Below are 25,876 nucleotides of genomic sequence, written 5' to 3' on the forward strand. Positions count from 1 at the left end.
ATGGAATAGCACAGTTAGTTGGCAGTTTTTGCCAGTAAAAATGCAAAGGCAAACCCTAACAGCAGATGCCGCCCCACTGCCAGTCCAGGGCCGGCATCGTCCGAAAAGAGACAACAACAATGAAAACTCAGGTTGCAATTATTGGTGCAGGTCCGTCTGGCCTGCTGCTGGGCCAACTGCTGCACAAGGCCGGTATCGATAACGTCATCGTCGAACGCCAGACGCCCGAGTACGTCCTTGGCCGCATCCGCGCCGGTGTGCTGGAGCAAGGCACTGTCGACCTGCTGCGCGAAGCCGGTGTGGCCGAACGCATGGACCGTGAAGGCCTGGTGCACGAAGGGGTCGAGCTATTGGTTGGCGGGCGCCGTCAACGCCTGGACCTCAAGGCCTTGACCGGTGGCAAGACGGTGATGGTGTATGGCCAGACCGAAGTCACCCGTGACCTGATGCAGGCCCGCGAAGCCAGCGGCGCGCCGATCATCTATGCTGCCAGCAATGTCCAGCCGCATGAGTTGAAGGGCGAGAAGCCGTATCTGACCTACGAAAAAGATGGCCGCGTGCACCGGGTGGACTGCGACTATATCGCCGGCTGTGACGGCTTCCATGGTGTCTCCCGGCAAAGCATCCCCGAGGGCGTGCTGAAGCAATACGAACGCGTTTACCCATTTGGCTGGCTGGGCCTGCTGTCGGACACACCGCCGGTCAATCACGAGTTGATCTATGCCCACCATGCGCGTGGCTTCGCGTTGTGCAGCCAACGCTCGCAAACACGCAGCCGCTACTACCTGCAGGTACCTTTGCAGGACCGTGTCGAGGCGTGGTCTGACGAGCGTTTCTGGGACGAACTGAAAGCCCGCCTGCCCGCTGACGTAGCGGCGGATCTGGTGACCGGCCCAGCCCTGGAAAAAAGTATTGCGCCGCTGCGCAGCCTGGTGGTCGAACCCATGCAGTACGGCCACCTGTTCCTGGTGGGAGACGCTGCGCACATCGTCCCACCCACCGGTGCCAAAGGCCTGAACCTGGCAGCTTCGGACGTCAACTACCTCTACCGCATTCTGGTCAAGGTGTACCGCGAAGGGCGTATCGACCTGCTTCAACAGTATTCGCCGCTGGCCTTGCGCCGGGTGTGGAAGGGCGAGCGTTTCAGCTGGTTCATGACCCAGCTGCTGCATGACTTCGGCAACCAAAAGGATGCCTGGGACCAAAAGATGCAGGAGGCTGACCGCGAGTACTTCCTGAACTCCGCGGCGGGCTTGCTGAACATTGCCGAGAACTATGTGGGGCTGCCGTACGAAGAAGTCGTCTGAGTTTCTGTGCTGCCTGTCCTGGCCCCATCGCCGGCAAGCCAGCTCCCACAGGTACTGCACATGACTTGAATACGATGCGGCCAATGTGGGAGCTGGCTTGCCGGCGATCACGGGCGACGCCCGTGCCATGCAAACCTTGCCTACTGGGCCAGCAGCGCCTCCATCTCCCGATACCCTCGCTGGCGCGCATGCTCCAGCGCGGTGACCCCCTCCTGGTCGGCAATCTGCCGGTCCGCACCTGCCGCCAGCAGCCGGCGCACAATCTCCACATGCCGCGGTCCGCCATCCCCCAGAATCACTGCCTCCATGAGCGCGGTCCAGTGCAGCCGGTTCAAGTGGTTCACGTCCACCCCGGCATCGATCAGCATCTGCACTGTTTCTACATGCCCACGCTCGGCCGCCGGTATCAACGCAGTTCCCCCGTATCGGTTGGTGCTCTTGAGGTCGGCACCGTGGCTCAGGGTCAGCCGCAGTATATCGTTCAGGCCCCGGGCGCCAGCATACAGATAAGGGCTGTCAGCAATATTGTCCTCGGCGTTCACATCGGCACCGGCCTGGATCAGCGCTTGCGCCGCCGCCACCTGGTTGGCGTGGGTGGCCACCAGCAGGGCAGTGCGCCCTTGCTCATCACGGCTTTCCAGTTGGGCACCTTGCGCCAGCAACTGTTGCAGGGTGTGCACGTCGTTGTGGCGGGCGGCGGTGTGCAGGCGGTAGTCCATGGTGGTGTTCTCGGCGTGGGCGGCAAGGCTGGTGAACAGGGCAAACAGCATGGCTGCGACGGGTCTACGCATGGGGTGTGCTCCGGATTGGCCTGCCTGCATCCTAGAAAAATCGCACCAAGTCTTGAAGTTAAGTTTGCGCATGACCGACAGTGGTCTGCTGAATAGACAAGGCAGGAAGCAAAACGATGAAGTTCTTCGCACCGGTGATGAGCGCGCTGTGCCTGGCGGTCGCCAGTGGGTGGGCCAGTGCCGATCACGTGTTGCCCGCGCCACCCGAACGGGCCTCCGGCTACCGCACTGGCCTGCAGCCGGTGCACGCCAACCGGCATATGGCCGCCGCCGCCAACCCGCTGGCCAGTGAAGCGGGGCGGGCGATGTTGCGTGCCGGTGGCAGTGCCATTGACGCCGCCATCGCCATGCAGATGGTGCTGACCTTGGTCGAGCCGCAATCCAGTGGCATTGGGGGTGGGGCCTTTATCCTCTACTGGGACGGGAAGCGCGTGCAGGCTTTCGACGGCCGCGAGGCAGCCCCGTCGCAGGTAACGGAAAAGCTGTTCTTGCAAGCCGATGGTTCACCGATGCCCTTCAGGTCGGCACAGATCGGCGGGCGTTCAGTGGGGGTGCCCGGGGTTTTGCGCGCGCTGAAGCTGGCTCACGAGCAGCACGGCAAGCTGCCTTGGCAGCAACTCTTTGCCCCGGCCATTGCGTTGGCACGTAGCGGTTTCCCGGTATCCGAGCGCCTTCACACCCTGGTGGCCGGTGACCCGTATATTGCCCGTTCACCGACCATGGCTCGCTACTTCCTGGATAAAAAAGGCAAGCCGCTGCCAGTGGGTACAACGTTGCGCAACCCCGAACTTGCGCAAACGCTCGAGCAAATTGCCGCGCACGGTCCCCAGGCGTTCTACACCGGTGAAATCGCCGCGGCCATCGTGGCCAAGGTGCGCAGCCATGCCAATGCCGGTTATTTGTCGTTGCAAGACCTCGAGCGGTACGGTGCCAAGGAGCGCGAGCCGGTGTGTGGCCCTTACAAGGCCTGGCGCATCTGCGGCATGCCGCCGCCGTCGTCGGGCGGGGTGACGGTGTTGCAGACGCTGGGCATGCTTGAAGCCGTGCAGCGCACCACGCCACAACGCGATCTGGCGGCGTTGCGGCCGCTGGCGAACGCGTCCCCGGCAGGCCTGGAGGCATCGCCGCTGGCCGTGCACCTGATCGCCGAAGCCGAGCGCCTGGCCTATGCCGACCGCGCTCAGTACCTGGCCGACAGCGATTATGTGCCGGTCCCGGTCAAGGCCCTGACCGACGCCACCTACCTGGCCCGCCGGGCATCACAGATTGGGGCATACAGCATGAAGCGCGCTCGCCCGGGCCAACCGCCAGGCGCCGACCTGGCCCTGGCGCCTGATCGCTCGCCTTTGCGCATTTCCACCTCGCACCTCAGCGCAGTGGATGACAGCGGCCAGGCACTGGCCATGACCACCTCGGTGGAGGCCGCGTTCGGTTCGCACCTGATGGTCAAGGGCTTCCTGCTCAACAACCACCTGACGGACTTCTCGTTCATCCCTCAGGAGCACGGCAAGCCTGTGGCCAACCGGGTGCAGCCGGGCAAGCGGCCGCTGTCGGCGATGGCGCCCACGCTGGTGTTTTCGCGGGCCTCTGGCGAGCTTGTGGCCAGCCTTGGTTCGCCAGGGGGCTCGCAGATCATTGGCTACGTGAACAAGGCGCTGATCGGCTTGCTGGATTGGCAGCTCGACCCGCAGCAGGCGGCCGGCTTGCCCAACTTCGGCAGCCGCAATGCCGGCACCGAAGTGGAAGCGGGGCTCGCCAGCCCATCGCTGATCCGCCAATTGGCAGCCTGGGGCCATGAGGTCACGCCGATGACCATGACCAGTGGCATGCAGATCATCCAGCGCAGCGGCGATGGCTGGTCCGGTGGCGCCGACCCTCGGCGTGAAGGTGTGGCCCTTGGCGACTAGCCGTGATAGAACGCAGTCTTGCCATTCAGCAGTTGAATACCAACATGTCTATCAGCGTGAAATCGAATAGAGCCCTGTTCGACCTCGACCTGCTACGCGCCATCGTGGTGGTGGCCGATTGCGGCAGCTTCACCACGGCGGCGGCGCGCCTGCACTCGACCCAGTCGACCATCAGCCAAAAGGTGCGCCGCCTGGAGGACATGGTCGGCCATCGCCTGTTGGTGCGGGGTAACCGCGATGTGCTACCGACCGACGCCGGGCAGACCTTGCTCGGCTACGCCCGGCACATGCTGGCGCTGAATGACCAGATGCTCGAAGCCCTGGCCGGGGCGATGGTGGGCACCACCGTACGCCTGGGCGTGCCCGAGGACTTCGTTGGCGGGCGCACCACCAATGCGCTGTCGGCGTTCAGCCGGCTGCACCCGCAAGTGAAACTGGAAGTGACCAGCGGCCTGTGCCGCGACCTCAGCCAGGCCTACGACAACGGTGAACTGGACCTGGTGCTGCTCAAGCAGCGGCGCAACACCCGGGAGGGCGTGGCTTGCTGGCCCGAGCGCCTGCAATGGATCGACAGTGCGCGCACCCCCGCCTTTGAGCTGGACCCGATCCCGCTGGTGACCTTCCCGCCGCGCGGCCTGTACCGCGAAGACATGATCAACGCGATCGAAAGCATGGGCCGGCGCTGGCGCATCAGTTTCACCAGTTCCAGCCTCAGCGGTATCCAGGCGGCAGTTGCCGATGGCATGGGCATCAGCCTGCTGCCACCAAGGGCGGCTACGGGCGAGCACCGTGTGCTGGGGGCAGGGCAGGGGCTACCGGAGGTCGACAGCTATGAAATCGTCATCGTCCACCGGCCGACGGCGGATGTGATGGTCAAGGCGTTGGCCGAGGTCATGACACAACTGCTGGCGGGCGGTGGGATCTGAGCCGGCCTGACGAACTGACGCGGTCTTTGTGGGGCGCCCCGGCAGGGCCGCTCCCACAGAAGATCGAGTCGGCCGACGGTTGATGGGTCAGGCGCAGGCCGCAGCGAGGCGTGGCGACAGATGAATGCCGGCGATCATGCAGCGCACTGAGCCGCCGGCCATCTCAATGGTCGGCACGTCCAGCGGCACCAGCCGCGCCGAGCGCTCGATGCGCTGGCGTTGCTCACCGGTCAGGCTGTCGAAGGCCTTGCGTGACAGTGCCAGGATTCGCCCGTCACGCCCGGACAGCTCGATGGCATTGCCGGCAAACTGGCTGATCTGCTGGTTACTCAGGTCAATCACGTCGCGGCCCGATTCGATCAGCCGCATGCGCACTTCCTCGGCCCGCGCCTTGTTGGTGAACGTGCCAAAACCCACCAGTGCAAATTCGGTCGCCACGCACATCAGTACGTTGGTGTGGTAGATCGGCGTGCCTTGCTCGTCGGCCGTGTCGAACACCATCGGCTCGAAGTTGAAGTGCGTGCTGAAGCGCTCGAGGGCGATCGGGTCGGCGCGGTTGGAACGTGCGGTGTAAGCCACCCGCGACAGGTGGTCGAAGACCATGGCGCCGGTCCCTTCAAGAAACAGTTCGTCTTGCTCCAGCCCTGAATAATCGATGACATCTTGCACGCGGTACTCATGTTTGAGCATCTCGATCACATCCGCGCGCCGCTCGCGGCGGCGGTTGCGCGAATACATCGAGTAGATTGCGATGTGTCCACCGGGGTGGGTAGAGAACCAGTTATTGGGGAACACCGAGTCCGGGGTGTTGTGTTCGCCGAAATCATCGAACAGGTGTACCCGCACGCCTTCGGCCTCAAGGCGACCGGCGGCCTGCGTGACTTCTTCGCGGGCAACCTCGGCGAGCGCCTGTGCGGCGAGGCCGGGGCTGCTGCGCTGGAACGAGTTGTCGGCTGCGGTTTCCGGGTTGGGGGTGAACGCATGTGGCCTGACCATGACCACTGCTGCAGGTGCTTGAATCGAACGCGTTGGAAATGCCATGAGAAATACCGGGTTGAGTGCAGGGTTAGGCAACGCGTCGGATACGGCTTTTGGCAGCACGGCCGCGGGTGTGGCTGAACAGGTCTTTCGGGTCATCTTCCACCCATGGCACCAGGTCGATCTTCGTGCCCATGCCGCGCTTTTCGGCCTGCTGTAGTACGTAACGTAGTACGGTGTAATCCTCCAGGGCGAAGCCCACCGAGTCGAATACGGTGACCTGGCGGTCGCTCTGGCGCCCCTCGGTCTCGCCGCGCAGCACACGCCACAGGTCAACCACCGGGAAGTCAGCGGGCAGCTGCTGAATGTCACCTTCGATACGGGTTTGCGGCTCGTACTCGACGAACACCCGGGCGTTGCGCAGCACATCGGCGTGCAGTTCGGTCTTGCCCGGGCAGTCGCCCCCCACGGCATTCAGGTGCATGCCAGGTTCGAGCATGTCGGGGGTGATGATGGTGGCGTAGGCCTTGTCGGCAGTGACCGTGGTGATGATGTCCACGCCTTTTACCGCTTCGGCCACCGAGCCGGCCCGGCGAATGGTGAGGCCGCTGTATTCCTTGAGGTTGGCAATCAGCTTGGCGGTGGCCAGCGGGTCGGTGTCATAGGCGACGATTTCTTCGATGCCCAAGTGCTTGTGGAACGCCAGCGCCTGGAATTCGCTTTGCGCGCCGTTGCCGATCAGCGCCATCTTGCGCGAGTTCGGTCGGGCCAGTGCCTGGGCTGCCATCAGCGAGGTGGCCGCAGTGCGCAGGGCGGTGGCAATGGTCAGTTCGGACAGCAGCACCGGGTAGCCGGTGTCGACATCGGCCAGTACGCCGAAGGCCATCACGGTATGCAGGTCACGTGCAGTGTTGGCCGGGTGCCCGTTGACGTATTTGAAGGCGTAGCGGCTGTTGTCGGCGACCGGCATCAGCTCGATCACACCCACTTCCGAGTGGCTGGCAACCCGTGCGGATTTATCAAACTCCTGCCAGCGTTTGAAGTCTTCACGCATGGCCGCAGCCAGTTCACCTATGAACGGCGCTACGCCGATGTCGTGCACCAAGTCCGACATGGTTGGAACATCAATGAAATACGTCATGCTCTTGCACCTTGTTATTGTGCGCTGCGCCCTGGATATTGCAGGGTGAGCGCTTAGGATTATCGAAGTGTCGCCGGCTCGAACATTTTGATGAAAGGTGGCGTCAACAGGAAGAATGCAGGTTGCCAGTTTCGCCAACTTTCTAGACAATCTGCCACCCCAAAGTAGCAATCTGATTATTTGGCAGGCATATGGACACTATCGATCGGGAACTGATTGCGCTGTTGCGGGACAATGCACGCACTCCCGTGCTGACCTTGGCAAAAAAACTCAAGGTGGCCAGGGCAACGGTGCAAAACCGCATCACCCGGCTCGAAGAGCAGGGCGTGATCATTGGCTACACGGTACGTTTGCGCTCCGATGCGCTGGACCAGGGCGTGCGGGCAATTACCAGCATAGGCATCAGCGGCCACCACGCTGCAGAGGTCAAGCACGCGCTGCGTGGGCACCCCAACGTGGTCGCCATCCACACCACCAATGGCCGTTGGGACCTGATGGCAGAGCTGCGCGCAGACACCCTTGAAGCGTTCGACCGGGCGCTGAATACCATTCGCTCCATTCCGCACATCGAGAATACCGAGACCAGCATCCTGCTCTCCACCTACAAGATGTGACCGCGGGGTCAGGCCTTTTGACAGGCGCATTGCGCAAACTGTCACCCAGGCTTTCCACAGTGCAAAAAATCCCTTTGGCTGTGCGCATTCTGTAGCGTTCCGCTTGGCCCGGGCCACTGGCAGAATGAAACTGTTTTCGTGCAACGGTACAAGGCGCACCAACCAGGGTGCGTTTCAAGCAATAAAAAAGCCCGCAGCTAAGTTGCACCGGGCGTGAGTGTCCGTTTTCGTTATTACCTGCGCTTTTATCATTTTCAATGACAGGGAACCTGCACCTTGGTGCCACTTACATGGTGCGGCGCGGGGCGCTGAAGTTTTACCAAAAAAGAATAAGAGGTCGACTATGCATCAAACGTGCAATGCGCAAAGCGCTGCTCCGCAAGAGGGCCGAGTGCTCAAGCGACGGCTGGAAAACCGACACATACAGCTTATTTCGATCAGTGGTGCCATTGGTACCGGGTTGTTTATGGGCTCGGGCAAGATCATTGCGCTGTCTGGCACTTCGATCATCCTCGTCTACGCCATCATCGGCTTTTTTGTGTTCTGCATCATGCGCGCCATGGGCGAGATGCTGCTGGCCAACCTGCAGATGGAATCGTTCGCTGACCTGGTGCACAACTACCTGGGGCCGCGGGCCGGTTACATTCTCAGCTGGTCGTACTGGCTCAGCTGGGTGGTGGCGGCGGTGGGCGACGTGGTGGTGGTCGCAGGGTTCGTGCAGTACTGGTACCCCGATGTGCCTACCTGGCTACCGGCTTTCGGCACCATGTTCCTGTTGCTGGGCCTGAACATGCTGGCGGTGAAGGCCTTTGGTGAAGTGGAGTTCTGGTTCGGCCTGATCAAGATCGTCGCCATCGTGCTGCTGGTGGTAACCGGCCTGGTGATGGTCGCCACCTCCTATACCTCGCCGGGCGGGGTGACGGCATCGTTCAGCCACCTGGTGGCCCCCGGCGTGGTCATGCCGCATGGCATCCTTGGCTTCCTCGCCGGGTTCCAGATCGCCATTTTCTCCTTCGTCGGCACCGAGCTGATCGGCACCGCAGCGGCAGAGGCCAAAGACCCCGAAAAGACCCTGCCCAAGGCGATCAACACCATCCCCGTGCGTATCCTGCTTTTCTACATCTGTTCGCTGGTGTGCATCATCAGTGTGGTGTCCTGGGCCAATGTGCCAGCCAACCGCAGCCCCTTCGTTGAATTGTTCCTGCTTGGCGGGTTGCCCGCTGCTGCTGGCATCATCAACTTCGTAGTGCTGACCTCCGCGGCATCGTCGGCCAACAGTGGCGTTTACTCGGGCTCGCGCATGCTCTATGGCCTGTCGCATCAACAACAGGCCCCGAAGGCGTTCGGGCGCCTGTCCGGGTCGGGTACGCCAGTGCGGGCGCTGGTATTCTCCGGGGTGTGCATGGCGATTGCGTTGACGCTGCTGTTCGTGATCCCGGAAGTGATGACCGTGTTCACCCTGGTGTCGACCATTTCTGCGGTAATGATCATCGTTACCTGGTCGCTGATCCTGCTGTCCTACTTTGCTTACCGCCGACAGAACCCGCAGGCCCATGAGCAGTCCAGGTTCAAGCTGCCGGGCGGCAAGGTCACCGCCGCGCTGGCGCAGCTATTCCTGATTTTCGTGCTGTGCCTGCTGGTGCTGGAACCGGACACCCGCACGGCGTTGTACGTGATGCCGCTGTGGTATGCGGGCCTGTTGCTGGCCTATCGGCGCAGGACCAAGGCCTCTGCCCAACCGCAGAGCGCTACTGCTGATTCGTTGATTTAGCGGGTGCTCTGTGGGAGCGGGCTGGCCCCGCGAACACCGGCAAAGCCGGTGCCAGGCACCGCAGGGTTGCCTTCGCGGGACAAGCCCGCTCCCACAGCAGTCCAAAAGGGCTGGCGATCTGCTACAGCGGCCAGGACAGGTAGATCCAGCATTCTTCAGGGCTGGCGTTCAGCAACCGCCCGCAACGTACGCAACGTTACCACCGGCGCATCCACCACAAACCGGTTGGCCAGCCAGCCGGGCACATCGCCGGCAGGGTCGGCCTGCAACTGGTAGGTCACCTCCGTCTCGCGCTCGCCCAGGGGTTTCATGCGCCACTCACCGCGCAGATGCTGCACCCGGATCAGGCCGTCAACCTTGGGAATCCTGTCAGGCTCGGCGCTCAGGCGCCGCAGCAGGGTGCCGTCGTCCAGGCGTTCGCTGGTGACTTTCAGCACAATGTCCCGCGGCATCGTCGGCCACGGCAGGTTGGTGGTCAGGTACACCCAGGTATTGGCGCCATCCACTTCCAGCAAACGCATCTGGTCACAGGCGTATAGCCATTTGCAGGCTACCCGCAGGTTCTCTTGCAGGTCGGTGAGGGTGCGCACGCTGGCTTTCATGGTACTTACACCACGAAATTGCTGGTAGGGCGTGTCATGCGCGCTGCTCAGGTACACGCGAATGCCTTCGCGGTCATAGGCCAGGTTCCACTCATCGGCGGCCGGGGCAGGGGTACACAGCAGCAGGGCAGTGAGCAGCAGGCAGCGGTTCATGGCCGGTACCGCGCGGGGGATGGGTGTTTGAGTATGCGCGGCAAACAGAAAGCCCGCCAGGTTGGCGGGCTTGCGGGCATCAGCCTGGGCTTAGCGCTTAGGGTTCAGCGTCAGGTGCACGTGACGGTTAACGTCCTTGTACAGCAGGTAGCTGAAGTTGCCAGGGCCGCCGGCGTAGCAGGCTTGCGGGCAGAAGGCGCGCAGCCACATGAAGTCGCCGGCTTCCACTTCAACCCAGTCCTGGTTCAGGCGGTACACCGCCTTGCCTTCCAGCACGTACAGGCCATGTTCCATCACGTGGGTTTCAGCGAACGGAATAACGCCGCCCGGCTGGAAGGTGACGATGTTCACGTGCATGTCGTGGCGCATGTCGGCCATGTCGACAAAACGGGTGGTTTTCCAGCGGCCTTCGGTGCCCGGCATCTCGATGACGGTGGCGTTGTCGCGGTGGGTGACGAACGATTCCGGTACGTCCAGGCCCTCGACTTTCTGGTAATGCTTGCGCAGCCAGTGGAAGGTGACGTTGGACTTGCTGTTGTTGCGCAGGCTCCACTCGGCGCCTGGCGCCAGGAAGGCATAGCCGCCGGGTACCAGGGTGTGGTGCTTGCCTTCCACGGTGATGTCCAGTTCGCCTTCGACGATGAACACCACGGCTTCGGCGTTAGCGTCCAGCTCGGGGCGCTCGCTGCCGCCTTCCGGGGCCAGCTCGACGATGTACTGCGAGAAGGTTTCGGCAAAACCGGTCAGCGGGCGGGCGATGACCCACATGCGCATCTTGTCCCAGAACGGCAGGTGGCTGGTGACGATGTCACGCATCACGCCCTTGGGGATGACGGCATAGGCTTCGGTGAACATGGCACGGTCAGTCAGCAGCTCGGTTTGAGCCGGGTGCCCACCGTGGGGGGCGAAGTACGAATGGTTCGACATGGACAATCTCGACTTGTTGTTCTCTCCCCATGCCGTGAACCGCACCGGCCGGTGCGGCGCAGGGGATGTGGCCACAGAATAGGGTCGAGCGCGTGCCATCCACAAATTAAATGTTGGAATACCCGGTATTTGATCGCTGAATGTCGACCTGGCGCCCGGCGTGGGCTTCCGGCAGTCGATCGCCTTGACCGAACAATTTTTGGCGCAAGGTCCCTTCGGTGTAACTCGAAGGGTAGCGGCCGCGGCGTTGCAGCTCGGGCACCAGCAACTCGACCACGTTGGCCAGGTCATCCGGCTGCACGGCGTAGGTCAGGTTGAAACCGTCGATGCCGGTCTGGTCCAGCCAGCTTTCCAGCTGGTCGGCCACCTCGCTGGCAGAACCTGCCAGTACCGGGCCGCGACCACCCAGGCCAACGAACTCGGCAGCCTCGCGCACGGTCCAGCGGCGGTTCGGGTCAGCGGCGGTAAACGCGGCCAGGGCAGCGCGGCCGGCGTCATTTTCGACGTATTCGATCGGCGCATCAGGGTCGAGGCCGGCAAAGTCGATGCCGGTCCAGCCCGACAGCAGCGCCAAGGCCGCGTCCAGGTCGACATAGCGACGGTATTCGGCGAACCGCGCCTCGGCTTCTTCCCGGGTAGGGGCGACAATCAGCAATGCCTGGGCATAGATCAGCACTTCATCACGACCTCGACCGGCGGCTTCGCTGGCCTGGCGAATGCCATCGGCGTAGCGGCGCAACACTGTAGGGGTTGGGCCGCTGATGAACACGCATTCGGCGTGGCGCGCGGCAAACTGCTGGCCGCGTGCCGAAGCGCCGGCCTGGAACAGTACCGGCGTGCGTTGCGGTGACGGCTGACACAGGTGCATGCCGGGCACCTGGAAGTGCTCGCCCACGTGGTTGATCGGGTGTACCCGGGTTGGCTCGATGTAGCGCCCGCTGTCGCGCTCCAGCAGCACCGCGTCATCGTCCCAGCTCTTTTCCCACAGCTTGTAGAGCACCTGCAGGTACTCCTCGGCCAGGTCGTAGCGCTGATCGTGGCCCAGCTGGCGCGCCAGGCCGAGGTTGCGTGCAGCGCTGTCGAGGTAGCCGGTGACGATGTTCCAGCCGGCCCGGCCGTTACTCAGGTGGTCAAGTGTGGACATGCGCCGGGCGAACGGGTAGGGGTGCTCGTAGGTGAGCGAGAAGGTCACGCCAAACCCCAGGTGCTCGGTGACCCCGGCCATGGCCGGCACCAGCAGCAGCGGGTCGTTGACCGGCACTTGCACGCCACCGCGCAGGGCGGCCTCAGGGCCGCCTTGGTACACGTCGTAAATACCCAGCACATCGGCAATGAACAGGGCGTCGAACAGGCCGCGCTCCAACAGGCGGGCCAGGTCGGTCCAGTAGCTCAGGCGGTTGAAGGCGACGCTGGTGTTGCGTGGGTGGCGCCACAGGCCGGGGGACTGGTGGCTGGCGGCGTTCATGCTGAACGCATTGAAGCGGATCGGGCGGGGCATGTCAGTTGCGCTCCACTCAAGGCAATACGGAAGCCGGGTAGACCGCGTCGGCCACCTGCAGCTTGTGTGGAATCAGGCCCAGGCCCTGGAAGGTGTCAGCGAGTTTCTGTTGCTCGGCGACGATCTGCGGGGTGATGGCCACGGCGTTGTAGTTACGGCGCTCGCTGGCCACTTCAAGCACGTTGGCGTTGATGCCCAGTTGCGGGGCCAGCAGTGCGGCAACCTCTGCGGGTTTGGCGTTGGCCCACTGGCTGACTTTGCCCAGTTCGGTAAAGAAGGTTTTCAGCAGCGCACGGTGCTGGTCGGCGTAGCTGGCGGTGGACAGGTAGAAGGTGCGGTTGTTGGACAGGCCGCTGCCGTCACGCAGGTTCTTCAGGCCTGGCTGGCTTTCTGCAGCGGCGAGGAACGGGTCCCACAGGGTCACGGCCTGCACGCTTCCCGACTGCAAGGCGGCCACGGCATCGGCGGCATTGTTGACGTAGGCGGGGGTGATGTCCTGGTAACTCAGGCCAGCCTGTTGCAGGGCGACAGCCAGCAGGTACTGGGCATTCCAGCCACGGCCGGTGGCCACGCGTTTGCCTTTCAGGTCCTGCACGCCAGTCAGGTGGTCCTGCTCGCGTACCACCAGGCCGATGCCGCGTGGGTAGGGCTGTTCGGCGGCCAGGTACACCACCGGTTTGCCGGCGGCCTGGGCGAACACCGACGGTGCGTCGGCGGCGTGGCCGAGGTCGATGGCGCCCGTGCTCAGGGCCTCGAGCAGCTGTGGGCCGGCGGCAAACTCGTGCCAGCTCACCTTCACGCCTTGCGGGGCCAGGGCCTTTTCCAGGGCGCCGCTGCCTTTGAGAATGTTGATGCTGTTGAACTTTTGGTAACCGATGCGAAGGGTCTTGGCGTCGTCGGCCAGGGCTTCGGACCACGGCAGCAGGGCACTGGCGACACTGGCCAGCAGGCCGCCAATCAACAGGCGGCGCAGGGGGGAAAAGGCACGGATTGGCATGGGGATGCTCCTTCAGACCGGGTGGTAAACGATGGGCCCAGCCTAAGGAGATGGCGTTTGGCTTTCAATTTTTATATTCCGTTTCGTTAGATTGTTTTGTTATTTTTATATCCTTTTGTTTTGTAACGATTTGCATGCTTTCGACATTTTTTTCACATTCGCTTGCTAGCATCCCCGGCATTCCGAGGAGCCCTACATGCCGCAATTCCTGCGCCAACGCAGCGCCCGCATCGCCCTGACTGCCACTACCGGTTTGCTCGCCGCCACCTTGGGTTTTTTCGCCTGGCAGAGTTTCTACCCGGTCCAGGCTGCCGCTGGTTGGGATGTCCAGGTGCTGCATCGTGATGTGGCCAAGGCCGCATCGTTGTTGCCGCAAGCGGATGGCAGCCTGCTGGTCAGCCGCGAACTGGATGATGGCCGAGGCAGCATCCTCAAGATCACCGCGACAGGCGACCGCGTAGTGGTTATCGACAGCCTGTCGAAGCCCGACGGCATGGTCGCGGCACAAGGCGGTTGGGTGTTCAGCCAGGAAGGCGGTCAGGCGCCGGTGAGCCTGGCCCGCGATGGTCAGGTTACCCACCTGTTCGACGGTGAAAGCGTGCAGGGGCTGTGGAACGACGGCGACCACCTGTATGCCATCGAAGACCGCAAGGGCAATGGCCGCTTGATGCGTTATGACTGGGCCAGCGGCCAGCTTGAAGTGCTGCGTTCCGGCCTGACCGAAACCGAAGGCCTTGCCCGCTGTAACGACGGCCGCTTGCTGTACACCGAAAAAGCCAATGGCAAGGTTCGCGCCCTGTCCGACGATGGCCAGGACCCGGTAGTGGCCGAGGGGTTGCGCAACCCTACCTTCCTGTTCTGTGACCCGCGTGGCCTGTGGGTCAGCGAAGACAACACACACCGCGCACGCTTGTTGCTCATCGACGCTGACGGCGTCCAGCACACCATGCTGACCTTCCTCAAGGCGCCGCAGTCGATCGTGGCGGACGGCAAGGGCGGCTACCTGTTGGCCGAAGGCGGGCGTAACCGCGTGCTGCACCTGACGCCGCCACCGACGCACGACACCGCCCAGCGCGACTGAGCCGGCGCTAGCTGGGCAGGCGCCGCACGCGCCCTGGCAGCAGGCCCAGCACCAGCATGCAACCAAGCAGAATTACCAGGCCTCCCGCTGCCTGCAACAGGCTCAGGGCTTCATTGAGGAACACCGCGCCGACCAGCACTGCCACCAGGGTGACCACGAACTCCACGCTGATGGCGCGGGTGGCACCGATACGTGCCACCAGGCCAAAGTACAGTACGTAGGTGGTCGCGCTCATCACTGCGCCGCTAATCAACAGGTAAAGCCAGTCGCTTGCCTGTGGCACACTGGGCACGGGAACTACCAGCAACAGCGGCAGGGTCATCAACCCGCCAGCCAGGAACGCGCCGCCGGTGACCGTCCACGGGTCCTGGCCGCGCAGGTGCAGGCTGGCGTAATTGCTGCCGTAGGCGGCGCTGATGGCGCCCAGCAGCGACGCTATGCAGCCGTGGATGAAGTCGTCATCAATCGGCCGGGCCGGAAAACCGACCAGGATGGCGATGCCGGCAATGCCCAGCAGCAGCCCGGCCAGGCCTTGCAGGGTGATTTTCTCCAGGCCCCAGACCCGCCCGATCAGCATCGAGAACAGCGGAATGGTGGCGACAAAAATAGCTGCCATCGCGGTGCCGATGCGTGGGGTGGCGTACGACATGCCGATCAGTTGCCCGGCCACCGTGGTCGCCCCCACCACCAGCAAGGGTACCAGCAGCGGGCGCAGGCGCATTGGGCGGCCTAGCAGGGCTGCCAGGAGCGCCAGGGTGCCGCTGGCAATCAGTGCCCGCAGGCTGACCGCACCCACCCAGCCAAAGGCATGCACCACCTTGAGCAACACCAGGAACGAAAAGCCCCAGGCTATGGCCAGGAACAGGTAGGCGGCGAGATCGCGTGGTTGCATGAGGCAGGGTCCATCCATGGCAGGGGCAGGCAGGCTAGCGGGTTGCAGGGCGCAATATCAAGGCCGGCCAGCCCCGATGCATTATGGCTACTCGACCAACAGCGTGCTTCCCTGCATGGCCGCGCTCACGGATAATCCCCGCTATTCCAATAAGTAGCCTGTGAGTGGGTATGAGTGATTCCGTAGTGAGCCTTGGCCAGCCTGAAACCGGGGGGGCGCGCAAAACGCGCAAGAACAACCCCGAGAAAACGCGCGAGGACATCCTCCAGGCGGCCATCAACGAGTTTGTCCAGCAAGGGCTGGCCGGCGCACGCGTCGACGCCATCGCCGAGCGTACCGCTACCTCCAAGCGCATGATCTACTACTACTTCGGCAGCAAGGAGCAGCTGTACTGCGAGTGCCTGGTGAAGCTGTACGGCGATATCCGCAAGACCGAGCAGAGCCTGGACCTGGAGTCGTTGCCGGCTGAGCAGGCGATCCGCCGGCTGGTGGAGTTCACCTTCGATCACCATGACCGCAACGTCGATTTCGTGCGGATCATCTGCACCGAAAACATCCATTACGGCGAGTACGTCAAGCAGTCGCCGGCGATCCGTGAAATGAGCAGCCTGGTGCTCGAGGCCCTGGGCAACACACTGCACCGTGGCGTGCAGGAAGGTGTGTTCCGCACCGGCATCGAGGTTATCGACCTGCACATGCTGATGAGCTCGTTCTGTTTCTACCGGGTGTCCAACCGCCACACCTTTGGCGAGATCTTCCAGATTGACCTGTCTGATGACCAGGTCAAGCTGCGCCACAAAGCCATGATTTGTGACGCAGTATTGCGCTATATCCGCGCCTGAACGCCGTTTACTCGCCCAGCCGTTGCTCGCGCGACGGCGGGTAGCCGAAATATGCCGCATAGCACTTGCTGAAGTGCGACACGGAAACAAACCCGCAGGCCACTGCAACGTCCATCACCGACAGGTCCGAATACTGCAGCAGCCGGCGGCTTTTGGTGATGCGCAACTCCATGTAGTAGCGCCGTGGCGAGGTGCCCAACTGAGCCTGGAACAGGCGGTCGATCTGCCGGCGCGAGCGCCCGCTGTAGGCGGCCAGCTGATCCAGGCTGAGGGTTTCTTCCAGGTTGTTTTCCATCAGCTCGACGATGGTGCGCAGGTGCAGGCTCATGGATTTCTTCGCCCCCGGGCCAACCTGGCGGTAGCGAGCCCCGGAGAACGACAGGATTTCCTCCACGCCTTCGGCCAGCCCGTCACCATACAGCCGGCGCACCAGGCCCAGCATCAGCTCCATGGCGCCATTGGGGCTGGCGGCGCTGAGGCGGTCGCGGTCGAGGGTGAAACTGGCCGGCGTGATGCGTGTTTGCGGGCTGCGCTCCGACAGGCTGGCGCGCTGCTCGGGGTGGATACTGCAGCCATAGTCGTCCAGCACCCCGGCGCGGCCAAGAAACCAGGCGCCGTTCCACAGGCCGCCCAGGGCCATGCCGTGGGCGGCGCAGTCGTCCAGCAGGCGGTCGAGTTCAGGGTACTTCAGAGGCGTGCGCAAGCCGCCACAGATCACCAGCAGGTCCAGCGCCTTCAGCGCCCCGGCGGACAGCTCGGTGGCGACCAGCTCCAACCCCAGGTCGCTGGTTACCCGGTCGCCCTCCATCGACAGTGGGGTGAATTGAAAACTGTCGGCGCGTAGCAGGTTAGCCGTGACCAGCACGTCCATGGCAACGGTGAAGCTGGCCATCGAGAAGTGTTCGAGCAGGACGAAGTCGACCCGGTAAGGCGCCTGGGCATTGGCGCTGCTGGTTTTGAGCCGCAGCATGTTGCTGGTGCTGGTCTTCTTGCTGAACTGTCGTGGCGTGGGCACTCTGGACTCCGCTTCCTGGCTGGTCCCAGAGTGTGGCCGGTGGCCGGGGGAAAGACAATGTCCCGGGTGGGCGTGTCGTATTTCAGGTCGTGTTCAGGCAACCTGTCTGCCTTGGCCCATTGCTGCCATGCTGCCCACTGCCACTGAGGACGCCCTAGATGAAGTACGCCATTGCCCTGTTGTTCAGCCTGCTTCCACTGCTGGCCAATGCCCTGGAGCCGGGCGAGAAGCTGGCCCCATGGACGCTGCTCGACCAGCATGATCAAGCCTACAGCCTCGATAACAGCACGCACATTCTGCTGGTGGCCCGCGACATGGACGGTGCCAAGTTGGTCAAGGCGGCGCTGGCCCAGCAGCCCAAGGGCTACCTCGAGGCGCGCGATGCCGTATTTGTTGCCGATATCCAGCGCATGCCGGCGCTGATCAGCAAGCTGTTCGCCATCCCCGCCATGCGCGATTACACCTACCGGGTGCTGCTCGACCGGGACGGGCGCGTGGCCAGCCGTTATTCCGGGCAGGATGGCCAGGTGCAGTGGTTGCAACTGCAGCAGGGCGTGCTGGTGAGCCAGCAGTCTTTTGCCGATGCCGCAGCGTTGAAGGCGGCGCTGGAGAAGGCTGCGCAGCATTGAGGCCATTCACCTCGTAAATCTATAGGCTATCGTGGTCATTGTGGGACCGCGAAAACGGGCGAAGCCCGTGCCATCCACTGTGCAGCCTGCTTCGCAGGAAGCGCTCGCGCCCACAGAGCCCGTGATCAAATCAATCTGAACCCTCAGCGCGACTAGCAACCCAACGCATTACATGCCAAACGGGAGAGTGGTTATGGAAACAGGAACGATCTGGATCATCATCGCAGCCTTGGTCATCCTGCTGGAAATCTGGGCCATCTGGCACATCATCGGCAGTGATCGGCGCGCCGAGCGCAAGATGCTGTGGGTCGTATTCGTGGTCTACGCACCCTTCCCTGGGTTGTTGTTCTGGGCCTGGCGTGGGCCGCGGGCGGTGAAGGGCAGGGCAGTGCTGCAGGAAAAATGACCGCGCCAGCGTCAGGCGCAGGGCGCGCCCTGCGCCCTTGACCTCAAGTTAACTCAAGGTCCGATACTGCTCCGCTCTTTCAACCGAGTGAGGCCCTGTCATGACCCAAACAACCGCATTCCAGCTTGGCAACCCTGAGGGCCTGTACGACCCCAGTGGCAATGCCTATTCCCATGTCGCCGAAGTGCGCGCTGGCAGCCGCCTGCTGTTCATCGCCGGCCAGGGCGGGGAGGACAGCAACGGCCGGTTATCGCCATTGTTTGCCGAACAGGCCCGTCAGGCGCTGGCGAACGTTGAGCTGGCCTTGGCGTCCAGAGGCGCCAGCCTGGCCCAGGTATTCAACCTGACCCTGCTCATTGTCGAGCACTCCGAAGCGCGCTTGCGCCAATGGGTGGCCGAAGCCGACAGGGCCTGGGGCCCACACATGAAACCGACCTGCACACTGATCCCGGTACCGCGCCTGGCGCTGGATGGCATGTTGGTGGAAATCGAAGCTGTGGCAGCGCTTTAGCGCCGGATGCTGTGGTCAGGACATTGAGGCGCTAGAAGAAACTGCGCTGCGCCTTGAGCGTGACCACGCTGTCGCAATAGGTATTGATGCCCGAATACGCATCGCAACTGCCGCCACTGAGGCTGGAGTTGCTGTAGATCAGGTTAAGGTCGATACCAAGCCAGGGCCGCGACAGCTCAAGCGACCAGTCAGAAAAGCCATTTACCTGGCTGCCGTCGCCAATGGTGAACGGCGTGCCCAGGCGATGATGGGCGAGCTTGACGGTGAGGTCGACATCGAACAGCGGCAGTTGGCCAAAGTCGGCGAACAAGGTCCCGGTGCGGTTGCCGGGGTTGTCGCGCAACGCGCCGCCGAAGCGGTTGCCCAGCACCGAGATGCCGCCGTACAGGGCATAACTGTCGGGGCCTGCGATTGTCGGCTGGCTGTAATGGATCAACCCCACTTCATAACCCAGGCTGCTGTCGAAATGGTGCTTGTAGCCCAGGTAGCTGTCCAGGCGCAGGGTCGAGTTGGGGGTAACACCCATGCTGGGGGCGTACTGGCCCAGGTACCAGCCGCTGGCATGGTTGAAGTCGAGCCCACCGTGGAATGCACCGACGGCACTGGGTGAGATAAGGCCTTGGGCCATGCTGCGCGAGGGTGTGGTGCCGAGGGTGAAGTCGAAGTCGCCCAGTTCGCGTTTTATCTGCTGGGCCAGCAGCACTGGGCTGAATAGCAATGCAGCACTCAGCAACAGAAAGGGCCTGGTCATGGTCTCCGTCCTGGAAGGCTTGCGGTTGAGCGGTAGAGCATACCTGCGCAGGTTCAAGGAGGGAACCGTAGCGTGGCCGACTCAGCCTTTGGTCGAACGGTCTGCATCGGCAACTTCGGTCACCACTGGCAGGTTGCCGGCACGCTGGACCACCCGCCGTTGCTGCTCGTAATCGTCCAGGGACAGACCTCGGCGCTGCAACGCTTCCAGTTGCAGTTGGCGGGTTTCTTCGGCGCTGTACGCGCGCAGCTCAGGGTGGTTGGCACAGCCAGCCAGTACAGCCATGCAGGTTGTGGCCAGGATAGCGAGGAAGAAGCGGGCCTTGGTAGTCATCGAGCAGCTCCGGGATGCAGGGGATTCGCCAGGTTCGAATCGATGGAGCCAGGTTAGTGAGGTGGGCCGCTCAGTAGAAATCGCCTTGTTCGATAGTCATTATTGACGCAAGCATCAGTGCCAAAACCGGGACCCGAGCGTGCAAGCGCTGGGCGCCTTCCCGCCGCTGCTCGCTACCCTGGGCCAGGACCCCGAATCCAGAATGTGGAAGAGGCCTATTGCCCCAGCATCTGGCGTACCAGCCATTGCCCTGCCGGCCCCAGCGCCCGCCGGCTCGACCAGGCTACATCCATGTCCACCCGGCGCGGGTAACCCGCTATCTGCAACTCCACCAGCTCGTTGCCAAACCGTGTCACCAGCGCTCTGGGCAGTTCGGCCCAGCCGAATCCGCGCACGGCAAACTCCAGCAGAGTGAGGTAATCCGGTGCCGACCAGGCCTGGCCGCGGCCTTGGTGCAGGCTGGGGGCATAGGTCTTGATGTACAGCTGCCGTGCGTTTTCAAGGTGTTGCGCTTGCACCGTTTCCAGGCCCGCCAGCGGGTGGCCGCTGGCCACATACACACCGAACTCCGCCTGCTCGGGCAAGCGCGCTACGGCAACGTCGGCGGGGTAGCTGGGCTGCGTCGCAAGGATGCCGACCTGGGCCAGGCCCTGCTGGATCATTTCGATCACATCGGCGTCTTCGGCCGGGCCGCAGCGCAGTTCTGTGTACGGGTAGTGCTGGGCGAAGCGTGCCATCACCGCACCCTGGAAGGTGACGCTATAGCTGTCCGACATCACCACCGAGACCAGCGCCTCGACGTTCTGCGCCAGCCTGACCGCCAGGGCATCAAGCTGGGCGCTGGCGTCCAGGATCGCTTCGACATGGCTCAGCACCTGCCGGCCCGCTTCGTTCAGCGTGGGGTGGCGGCCGCCACGGTCGAACAGGGGGCAGCCTACGTCAGCCTCGAAATTGGCGATGGCGATGCTGACGGTGGATTGGCTTTTGCGCAATTTGCGCGCTGCAGCAGAGAACGAACCCAGCGATGCGGCTTCGACAAAGGCGACCAGAGCTTCGGGCGAGTAGCGCATGGTATTGATAAAACCGATGGTAGCTATGTCGCGAGTATCAGTTATATCAAAGAACATGGGAACCACGAATCACGCAATGGATGGAATTTGCAATGAAAACGGTCTCCTTTACCGAACGCCTGGTGCACGCCGTGGGCTACGAAGCATTCGCGGTGCTGCTGTGTGCACCGCTGTTGTCCTGGGTGATGGGCAAATCGCTGGCGACTGCGGGTGCCTTGGCGGTAACCCTGTCGGTTATCGCCATGCTCTGGAACATGGTCTACAACGCGCTGATCGACCGCTGGGTGCAGACCGAACGCATCAACTGGAAGGCCAGTGGGCGCTTCGTGCACGGCCTGGGCTTCGAGGCTGGGCTGGTGGTGTGGTGCCTGCCGGTGGCGGCATGGATGCTGGATATCTCGCTGCTGCAGGCGTTGATGGTAGAGCTGGGCTTTTTCGTGATTATTCTGCCCTACACCGTGCTGTACAACTGGGCGTTCGATAAAGCCCGGCACCTGCTGATGCAGCGCCGCCTCGCGCGTTCCCTGTAGGAGCGGCTTTTAGCCGCGAACACCGGCATAGCCGGTGCCAACCACCGCGGTGCTTGCTTCGCGGGTAAACCCGCTCCCACAGGGACCGTGAGTCATCCAACAAAAACGGGGCATGCCATTGCTGGCATGCCCCGTTCTTATACAGCTGATACAGCTCAGGCGACCTTGACGATCCAGCCTGCCGGCGCTTCAACATCGCCGCTCTGGATGCCGGTCAGCTCGTTGTAGAGCTTCTGGGTAACCGGGCCGACTTTTTCCAGGTCGTGGAACACGTGCAGCTTGCCGTTGTACTCGATACCGCCGATCGGGGTAATCACCGCAGCGGTACCGCAAGCGCCGGCTTCGATGAAGCGGTCCAGCTTGCTGATTTCGACGTCGCCTTCAATCACGGTCAGGCCCAGACGCGATTGCGCCAGTTCCATCAGCGACAGGCGGGTGATGCCTGGCAGTACCGAGGCCGATTTCGGGGTAACGAACTCGTTGTTGGCGGTAATGCCGAAGAAGTTGGCCGAACCCACTTCCTCGATCTTGGTATGGGTCAACGGATCGAGGTAGATGGCGTCGGCGAAGTTGGCCTTCTTGGCCTCAGCGCCCGGCTGCAGGCTGGCAGCGTAGTTGCCACCGACCTTGGCGGCGCCGGTGCCTTGTGGGGCGGCGCGGTCAAAGCTGGAAATCTGGAAGTTGTGCGGCTTCATGCCGCCCTTGAAGTACGAGCCAACCGGAATGGCGAAGACCGAGAAGATGAACTCGGGGGCGGTGCGCACGCCAATGTTGTCACCGGTGCCGATCACGAACGGGCGCAGGTACAGGGCGCCTTTGCCGTGCGGTGGTACGAACTTTTCGTTGGCCTTGACCACTTGCTTGCACGCTTCGATGAACACATCGGTCGGCACATGGGGCATCAGCAGGCGGGCGCAGCTGCGCTGCATGCGGGCGGCGTTCTGGTCCGGGCGGAACAGGTTGATCGAGCCGTCCTTGCAACGGTAGGCCTTCAGGCCTTCGAAGCATTGCTGGCCGTAGTGCAGGGCCGTGGAGCCTTCACTGATGTGCAGCACGTTGTCGTCGGTCAGGGTGCCTTTGTCCCACTCGCCATTGCGCCATACGGACAGGTAGCGTTTGTCGGTTTTGATGTAGTCGAAACCCAGCTTGTCCCAGTTAATGCTTTCGTTGCTCATGACACCCTCATTGTCTTGCAAGTGCCCGATCGCTCGGGCTGCTGTTATATGCGCACCACGTCACCATAATACATCCGTCGCGGATCGGGAACGGCCAGTCACGAATTGATAGCCTGCGATGCTTTTTTTTCGGTTCCTACAACCGCAGGTACTCATCCAGTACCAGGTTTTCCAGCAAAACCGCATCATGGGACGCCACCATCAGCGCCCCGCGAAACTGCCCGAGCATGCGCTCCAGGGCTGCCAGTGACGGCAAGTCCAGGTGGTTGCCGGGCTCGTCCAGCAACAGCAGGTCGAGTGGCCGCTCGCGGTACAGCACGGCAGCAAGTGCTGCCTTCATCCGCTCGCCGCCGCTGAGCAGGCTGCTGGGCAACTCGACGCGGGCCGCATCCAGGCCCAGTTGTGCCAGGCGGCTGCGCAACTCGCCCTGGGCCAGCACCGGGTTGGCCCTGCGCAGGTGTTCGAGCACGCTGCTGTGGCCTGCCAAGGTACTGCAGTGCTGGTCGAGCAGGGCGGTTTCGCCACGGCGGCGCAAAGTGTGTGGTGATGCCGGTAATTGCCCGTTCAGCAGCCTTAGCAGCGTGGACTTGCCACTGCCGTTGGCGCCGACCAGGCCCATCCGCTGGCCCAGGCACAAGCGCAGGTCAAGCGGTTTGCGGGTGCCATGGGGCAAGCGAAGTGCCTGCAACGCCAACACTTCGCGGCCCGCATGACGCTGGGGCGTGGGAGCATGCAAGGTAATCGCAGTGGCTTGCTCGACCTCGCGGGCGGCGTCATGCACTTTGCCCAGCAATGCTTGCCGCGCGTCGCGATGGTCGCGGTGCTGCTTGCCCGCCGTGGCCTGGCTGCGCTCCTGCTGGCGGTCGACCAGGATCTTGGCCTGGTTGGCATGCCTGGCTTGACGCCCGGCCCGGGCCTGATGGCGTTCCAGGTCTTCGCGCTGGCGCTGCAGTTCACGGGCTTGGCGTTGTTGCTGCTGCTTGAGCCGGGCAAGTTGCTGCTGGGCCTGCGCCACCTGGCTGGCTTTTTGTGCTGCATAGAAGCCGTAGTTGCCGCCATAGGCCTGTAACCCCAGGCTCGACAGTTCGACAATGCGCGCCATGTGCGCCAGCAGGCTGCGGTCGTGGCTGATCACCAGCAAACCTCGGTCCCAGGCCTCGATCATGCTCAGCAATTGGGCACGGGCGTCGCTGTCCAGGTGGTTGCTCGGTTCGTCGAGTATCAGGTAGTCGGCACCGCTGAGCCATGCGCCTGCCAGCGCCACGCGCATAGCCTGGCCGCCGCTCAGGCTGCGTGCGGGCTGGCGCCAGTCAAGGTGACTCAGGCCGTTGCGTTGCAGGTGCATCTGCAGTTGCTCGCGGATATCCCAGCGCTCGCCGACGGTGTCGAAATCCTGGGGGTTGATGCTGCCTTGCTCGATGCGCTCCAACGCCGCTATCACCGACCCCACCTGGGCCAGGTCGGCAAGCGTGGTGCTGCGCTCGATTACCTGCTGATTCAGCAGGTGGACAGGCCCAAGGCGCCGGCACTGGCCGCTGCTCGGTGCACGCTGGCCGGCAAGAACCTGCCCTAGCAGGCTCTTGCCCACGCCATTGCGCCCGACCAGGCCGGTACGCCGTTGGTCGAAGGTTTCGTTGAGATCGGTAAACAGTAGCCGGCCATCAGGCAAGGCCAAAGAGACGCTGTCCAGCGTCAGGATCGACGTGTTCGTCATGCACAACTCCACAAATGCCGCGACATCTCCGGAGCAAACCGGAGGCTGAAGACTGGCCGTCGAATGGACGGCGGCATTAATGGCGCATTGGACGAATACCTCGTACTGGGGGAGTGCGTAGCCTAACGGCCCGTTGGGGGCGGGTAAAGTACCGCCCGCCGTGTATGGGTTTCCTGCACTGGCGATGCGCCGCGCGAGCGGCGCCCGATCTTGTCTGGCCCTGGGCTCAGCGCCCCGTCAAGCGCTTGGCCCAGTCGCCTCCGTGGCTCTGTTTGCAGGCCTCTTCGCTGTCAAACCGTACATGCCAGGCCGGGTGATCCAGTTGTATGCCGGCGTGGTCCAACGCCTGACGGGTCAGCGCCAGCATGCGTGCCTTTGCTTCACCCGCCACTGCAGCGACTTTCTCGGCCTCTTGTTCAAACACCCAAGTAATACGCAGGCTGGCCGGAAAGTTCTCAGGGTCCAGGCGATGGGTGAGCCAGGTGAACCCGACGATTTCTGCCTTGGCGGTTTCACAGGCGTCCGTCAGGCACGCTACCAGCTCCCGCTCCAGGCGGGCCATTTCGCGTTTGCCCAGCGCCTTCACAGGTTGGCCTCGTCATCGATCTGCTGGCAGAAGCGCAGGCGGTTGCCGAACGGGTCGCACACCTGCATCTGCAGGCCCCAGTCCAGGCGCTCGGCTTCGGGCCGGGCGTAACCGTACTGTTTGCCTTGCAGTTCATGCTCCAGCGCCCGCAGGTCGTCGAGGCGGGCAAACACTGTAGAGCCGGGGCAGGCATCGCCATGGTGCTCGGTAAGCTGCAGGATCAGGCCATCGCGGTGAATCTGCATGTACAACGGCAGGTTCGGGCTGAAGCGGTGCTCCCAGTCCAGGCTGAAACCGAGGAAATCCATGTAGAACTCCCTGGCCTTGTCGACCGAGAATATGCGCAGTACCGGGATGGCGGGGGCGAGGAGCATGGGGCGTCCTTGACAGTGGGCAAAGTCGCCACTGTACCGCAGTGCCGCCAAGAGTTGTCGGCAAGCCCCGCAGCAATGGTTGACCACCCGCCAGCCACTGCGTAGCCTTGCCACTTCGAGGTTCTTCGGCCAGGCCGAAGCTAAGACGGGAACGCGGTACAAGCCGCGGCTGCCCCCGCAACTGTAAGCACTGACAACGGATCGACACAGCCACTGCGCCAATGCGCGGGAAGGCGTCATCCCGCCAGCCCGCCGTTCAACTGAACGGGGAGCTGGAACGGTGCAAGCCAGGAGACCTGCCTCGCAACGTTTTCGACTTTCAACCGGGCGGGGTGATCCGGTGGCGAACAAGCCC

Annotated in this window: 27 protein-coding genes and 1 riboswitch; of the genes, 11 read left to right on the forward strand and 16 right to left on the reverse strand. The window is 63.0% G+C overall.

Features of this window, described 5'->3' with window-relative positions; translation table 11 throughout:
- The first annotated feature begins 119 nt into the window (after nt 1–119).
- Nucleotides 120–1,307, forward strand: coding sequence for a 4-hydroxybenzoate 3-monooxygenase (gene pobA / locus LU684_RS00670; protein ID WP_096426156.1), 1,188 nt, complete (start codon nt 120–122; stop codon nt 1,305–1,307).
- Between the two features lie 140 nt (nt 1,308–1,447).
- Here pobA and LU684_RS00675 read toward each other — a convergent pair whose 3' ends face one another.
- Nucleotides 1,448–2,098: an ankyrin repeat domain-containing protein gene (locus LU684_RS00675; protein ID WP_024717558.1), complete on the reverse strand. Its 651-nt coding sequence runs from the start codon at nt 2,096–2,098 to the stop codon at nt 1,448–1,450.
- Between the two features lie 116 nt (nt 2,099–2,214).
- On the opposite strand from LU684_RS00675, the gene ggt reads away from it, so the two are divergent.
- Nucleotides 2,215–4,005 (forward strand): gamma-glutamyltransferase, encoded by a 1,791-nt coding sequence (gene ggt, locus LU684_RS00680; protein ID WP_232894011.1) that lies wholly within the window; start codon nt 2,215–2,217, stop codon nt 4,003–4,005.
- A 44-nt stretch (nt 4,006–4,049) separates the two neighbouring features.
- Nucleotides 4,050–4,931: a LysR substrate-binding domain-containing protein gene (locus LU684_RS00685; protein ID WP_016487399.1), complete on the forward strand. Its 882-nt coding sequence runs from the start codon at nt 4,050–4,052 to the stop codon at nt 4,929–4,931.
- Nucleotides 4,932–5,018: 87 nt separating this feature from the next.
- Here LU684_RS00685 and ctlX read toward each other — a convergent pair whose 3' ends face one another.
- The gene (ctlX, locus tag LU684_RS00690) at nt 5,019–5,972 is read right to left on the reverse strand and encodes a citrulline utilization hydrolase CtlX (protein ID WP_060518226.1); all 954 of its coding nucleotides are present in this window, start codon (nt 5,970–5,972) and stop codon (nt 5,019–5,021) included.
- Nucleotides 5,973–5,997: 25 nt separating this feature from the next.
- The gene (locus tag LU684_RS00695) at nt 5,998–7,050 is read right to left on the reverse strand and encodes an ornithine cyclodeaminase (RefSeq protein ID WP_016487397.1); all 1,053 of its coding nucleotides are present in this window, start codon (nt 7,048–7,050) and stop codon (nt 5,998–6,000) included.
- Between the two features lie 191 nt (nt 7,051–7,241).
- Here LU684_RS00695 and LU684_RS00700 point away from each other — a divergent pair, with 191 nt between their 5' ends.
- Nucleotides 7,242–7,664: an Lrp/AsnC family transcriptional regulator gene (locus LU684_RS00700; protein ID WP_016499380.1), complete on the forward strand. Its 423-nt coding sequence runs from the start codon at nt 7,242–7,244 to the stop codon at nt 7,662–7,664.
- A gap of 343 nt (nt 7,665–8,007) precedes the next feature.
- Nucleotides 8,008–9,435, forward strand: a complete 1,428-nt coding sequence (locus LU684_RS00705; protein WP_024717557.1) for an amino acid permease — start codon at nt 8,008–8,010, stop codon at nt 9,433–9,435.
- Between the two features lie 155 nt (nt 9,436–9,590).
- Here LU684_RS00705 and LU684_RS00710 read toward each other — a convergent pair whose 3' ends face one another.
- From LU684_RS00710 to LU684_RS00725, 4 genes are all read right to left on the reverse strand, one after another.
- Nucleotides 9,591–10,190, reverse strand: a complete 600-nt coding sequence (locus LU684_RS00710; RefSeq protein ID WP_016487395.1) for an START domain-containing protein — start codon at nt 10,188–10,190, stop codon at nt 9,591–9,593.
- Nucleotides 10,191–10,280: 90 nt separating this feature from the next.
- A complete protein-coding gene (locus LU684_RS00715) occupies nt 10,281–11,117 on the reverse strand; it encodes a bifunctional allantoicase/(S)-ureidoglycine aminohydrolase (RefSeq protein WP_060518220.1) in 837 nt (278 codons plus the stop codon).
- A 106-nt stretch (nt 11,118–11,223) separates the two neighbouring features.
- Nucleotides 11,224–12,615: an LLM class flavin-dependent oxidoreductase gene (locus LU684_RS00720; protein WP_232894012.1), complete on the reverse strand. Its 1,392-nt coding sequence runs from the start codon at nt 12,613–12,615 to the stop codon at nt 11,224–11,226.
- Nucleotides 12,616–12,631: 16 nt separating this feature from the next.
- Complete coding sequence (locus tag LU684_RS00725) at nt 12,632–13,612, reverse strand: aliphatic sulfonate ABC transporter substrate-binding protein (RefSeq protein WP_016487392.1); 981 nt, start codon at nt 13,610–13,612, stop codon at nt 12,632–12,634.
- 196 nt (nt 13,613–13,808) lie between these two features.
- On the opposite strand from LU684_RS00725, the gene LU684_RS00730 reads away from it, so the two are divergent.
- Complete coding sequence (locus LU684_RS00730) at nt 13,809–14,693, forward strand: hypothetical protein (RefSeq protein WP_016487391.1); 885 nt, start codon at nt 13,809–13,811, stop codon at nt 14,691–14,693.
- Nucleotides 14,694–14,700: 7 nt separating this feature from the next.
- Here LU684_RS00730 and LU684_RS00735 read toward each other — a convergent pair whose 3' ends face one another.
- A complete protein-coding gene (locus tag LU684_RS00735) occupies nt 14,701–15,585 on the reverse strand; it encodes a DMT family transporter (RefSeq protein ID WP_096426152.1) in 885 nt (294 codons plus the stop codon).
- A gap of 170 nt (nt 15,586–15,755) precedes the next feature.
- Between LU684_RS00735 and LU684_RS00740 the strand changes: the two genes are divergently transcribed.
- The gene (locus LU684_RS00740) at nt 15,756–16,427 is read left to right on the forward strand and encodes a TetR/AcrR family transcriptional regulator (protein ID WP_016487389.1); all 672 of its coding nucleotides are present in this window, start codon (nt 15,756–15,758) and stop codon (nt 16,425–16,427) included.
- 7 nt (nt 16,428–16,434) lie between these two features.
- On the opposite strand, the gene LU684_RS00745 is transcribed toward LU684_RS00740, so the two are convergent.
- Nucleotides 16,435–17,442, reverse strand: a complete 1,008-nt coding sequence (locus tag LU684_RS00745; RefSeq protein WP_016487388.1) for a GlxA family transcriptional regulator — start codon at nt 17,440–17,442, stop codon at nt 16,435–16,437.
- 158 nt (nt 17,443–17,600) lie between these two features.
- Between LU684_RS00745 and LU684_RS00750 the strand changes: the two genes are divergently transcribed.
- From LU684_RS00750 to LU684_RS00760, 3 genes are all read left to right on the forward strand, one after another.
- Nucleotides 17,601–18,071, forward strand: coding sequence for a hypothetical protein (locus LU684_RS00750; RefSeq protein ID WP_016487387.1), 471 nt, complete (start codon nt 17,601–17,603; stop codon nt 18,069–18,071).
- Nucleotides 18,072–18,264: 193 nt separating this feature from the next.
- Entirely contained in the window at nt 18,265–18,477 is a 213-nt protein-coding gene (locus LU684_RS00755; RefSeq protein WP_016487386.1) for a PLDc N-terminal domain-containing protein, read from the forward strand.
- A 100-nt stretch (nt 18,478–18,577) separates the two neighbouring features.
- Nucleotides 18,578–18,988: a RidA family protein gene (locus tag LU684_RS00760; RefSeq protein ID WP_232894013.1), complete on the forward strand. Its 411-nt coding sequence runs from the start codon at nt 18,578–18,580 to the stop codon at nt 18,986–18,988.
- A 31-nt stretch (nt 18,989–19,019) separates the two neighbouring features.
- Here LU684_RS00760 and LU684_RS00765 read toward each other — a convergent pair whose 3' ends face one another.
- From LU684_RS00765 to LU684_RS00775, 3 genes are all read right to left on the reverse strand, one after another.
- Nucleotides 19,020–19,739 (reverse strand): TorF family putative porin, encoded by a 720-nt coding sequence (locus tag LU684_RS00765; RefSeq protein WP_016487384.1) that lies wholly within the window; start codon nt 19,737–19,739, stop codon nt 19,020–19,022.
- Nucleotides 19,740–19,820: 81 nt separating this feature from the next.
- A complete protein-coding gene (locus tag LU684_RS00770) occupies nt 19,821–20,072 on the reverse strand; it encodes a hypothetical protein (RefSeq protein WP_232894014.1) in 252 nt (83 codons plus the stop codon).
- Nucleotides 20,073–20,287: 215 nt separating this feature from the next.
- The gene (locus tag LU684_RS00775) at nt 20,288–21,142 is read right to left on the reverse strand and encodes a LysR family transcriptional regulator (RefSeq protein WP_024717555.1); all 855 of its coding nucleotides are present in this window, start codon (nt 21,140–21,142) and stop codon (nt 20,288–20,290) included.
- A 92-nt stretch (nt 21,143–21,234) separates the two neighbouring features.
- On the opposite strand from LU684_RS00775, the gene LU684_RS00780 reads away from it, so the two are divergent.
- Entirely contained in the window at nt 21,235–21,672 is a 438-nt protein-coding gene (locus tag LU684_RS00780) for a multidrug/biocide efflux PACE transporter (protein WP_232894015.1), read from the forward strand.
- 155 nt (nt 21,673–21,827) lie between these two features.
- Here the strand turns inward: LU684_RS00780 and LU684_RS00785 are convergent, their stop codons facing one another.
- The 4 genes from LU684_RS00785 to LU684_RS00800 form a co-directional block, all read right to left on the reverse strand.
- On the reverse strand, nt 21,828–22,847 hold the full coding sequence (locus LU684_RS00785) for a branched-chain amino acid aminotransferase (RefSeq protein WP_016487380.1): 1,020 nt from the start codon (nt 22,845–22,847) through the stop codon (nt 21,828–21,830).
- 136 nt (nt 22,848–22,983) lie between these two features.
- Entirely contained in the window at nt 22,984–24,561 is a 1,578-nt protein-coding gene (locus LU684_RS00790; protein ID WP_232894016.1) for an ATP-binding cassette domain-containing protein, read from the reverse strand.
- A gap of 226 nt (nt 24,562–24,787) precedes the next feature.
- Nucleotides 24,788–25,147, reverse strand: coding sequence for a hypothetical protein (locus LU684_RS00795; protein WP_023048339.1), 360 nt, complete (start codon nt 25,145–25,147; stop codon nt 24,788–24,790).
- Nucleotides 25,144–25,521: a glyoxalase superfamily protein gene (locus LU684_RS00800; protein ID WP_232894017.1), complete on the reverse strand. Its 378-nt coding sequence runs from the start codon at nt 25,519–25,521 to the stop codon at nt 25,144–25,146. The genes LU684_RS00795 and LU684_RS00800 overlap by 4 nt, the downstream gene beginning before the upstream one ends.
- Nucleotides 25,522–25,622: 101 nt before the next feature.
- Nucleotides 25,623–25,839: riboswitch (cobalamin riboswitch) on the forward strand.
- The last annotated feature ends 37 nt before the right edge of the window (nt 25,840–25,876 follow it).

It is taken from the genome of Pseudomonas sp. NMI542_15 (genome assembly GCF_021283425.1).
Taxonomy (GTDB): Bacteria; Pseudomonadota; Gammaproteobacteria; order Pseudomonadales; family Pseudomonadaceae; genus Aquipseudomonas; species Aquipseudomonas fortuita.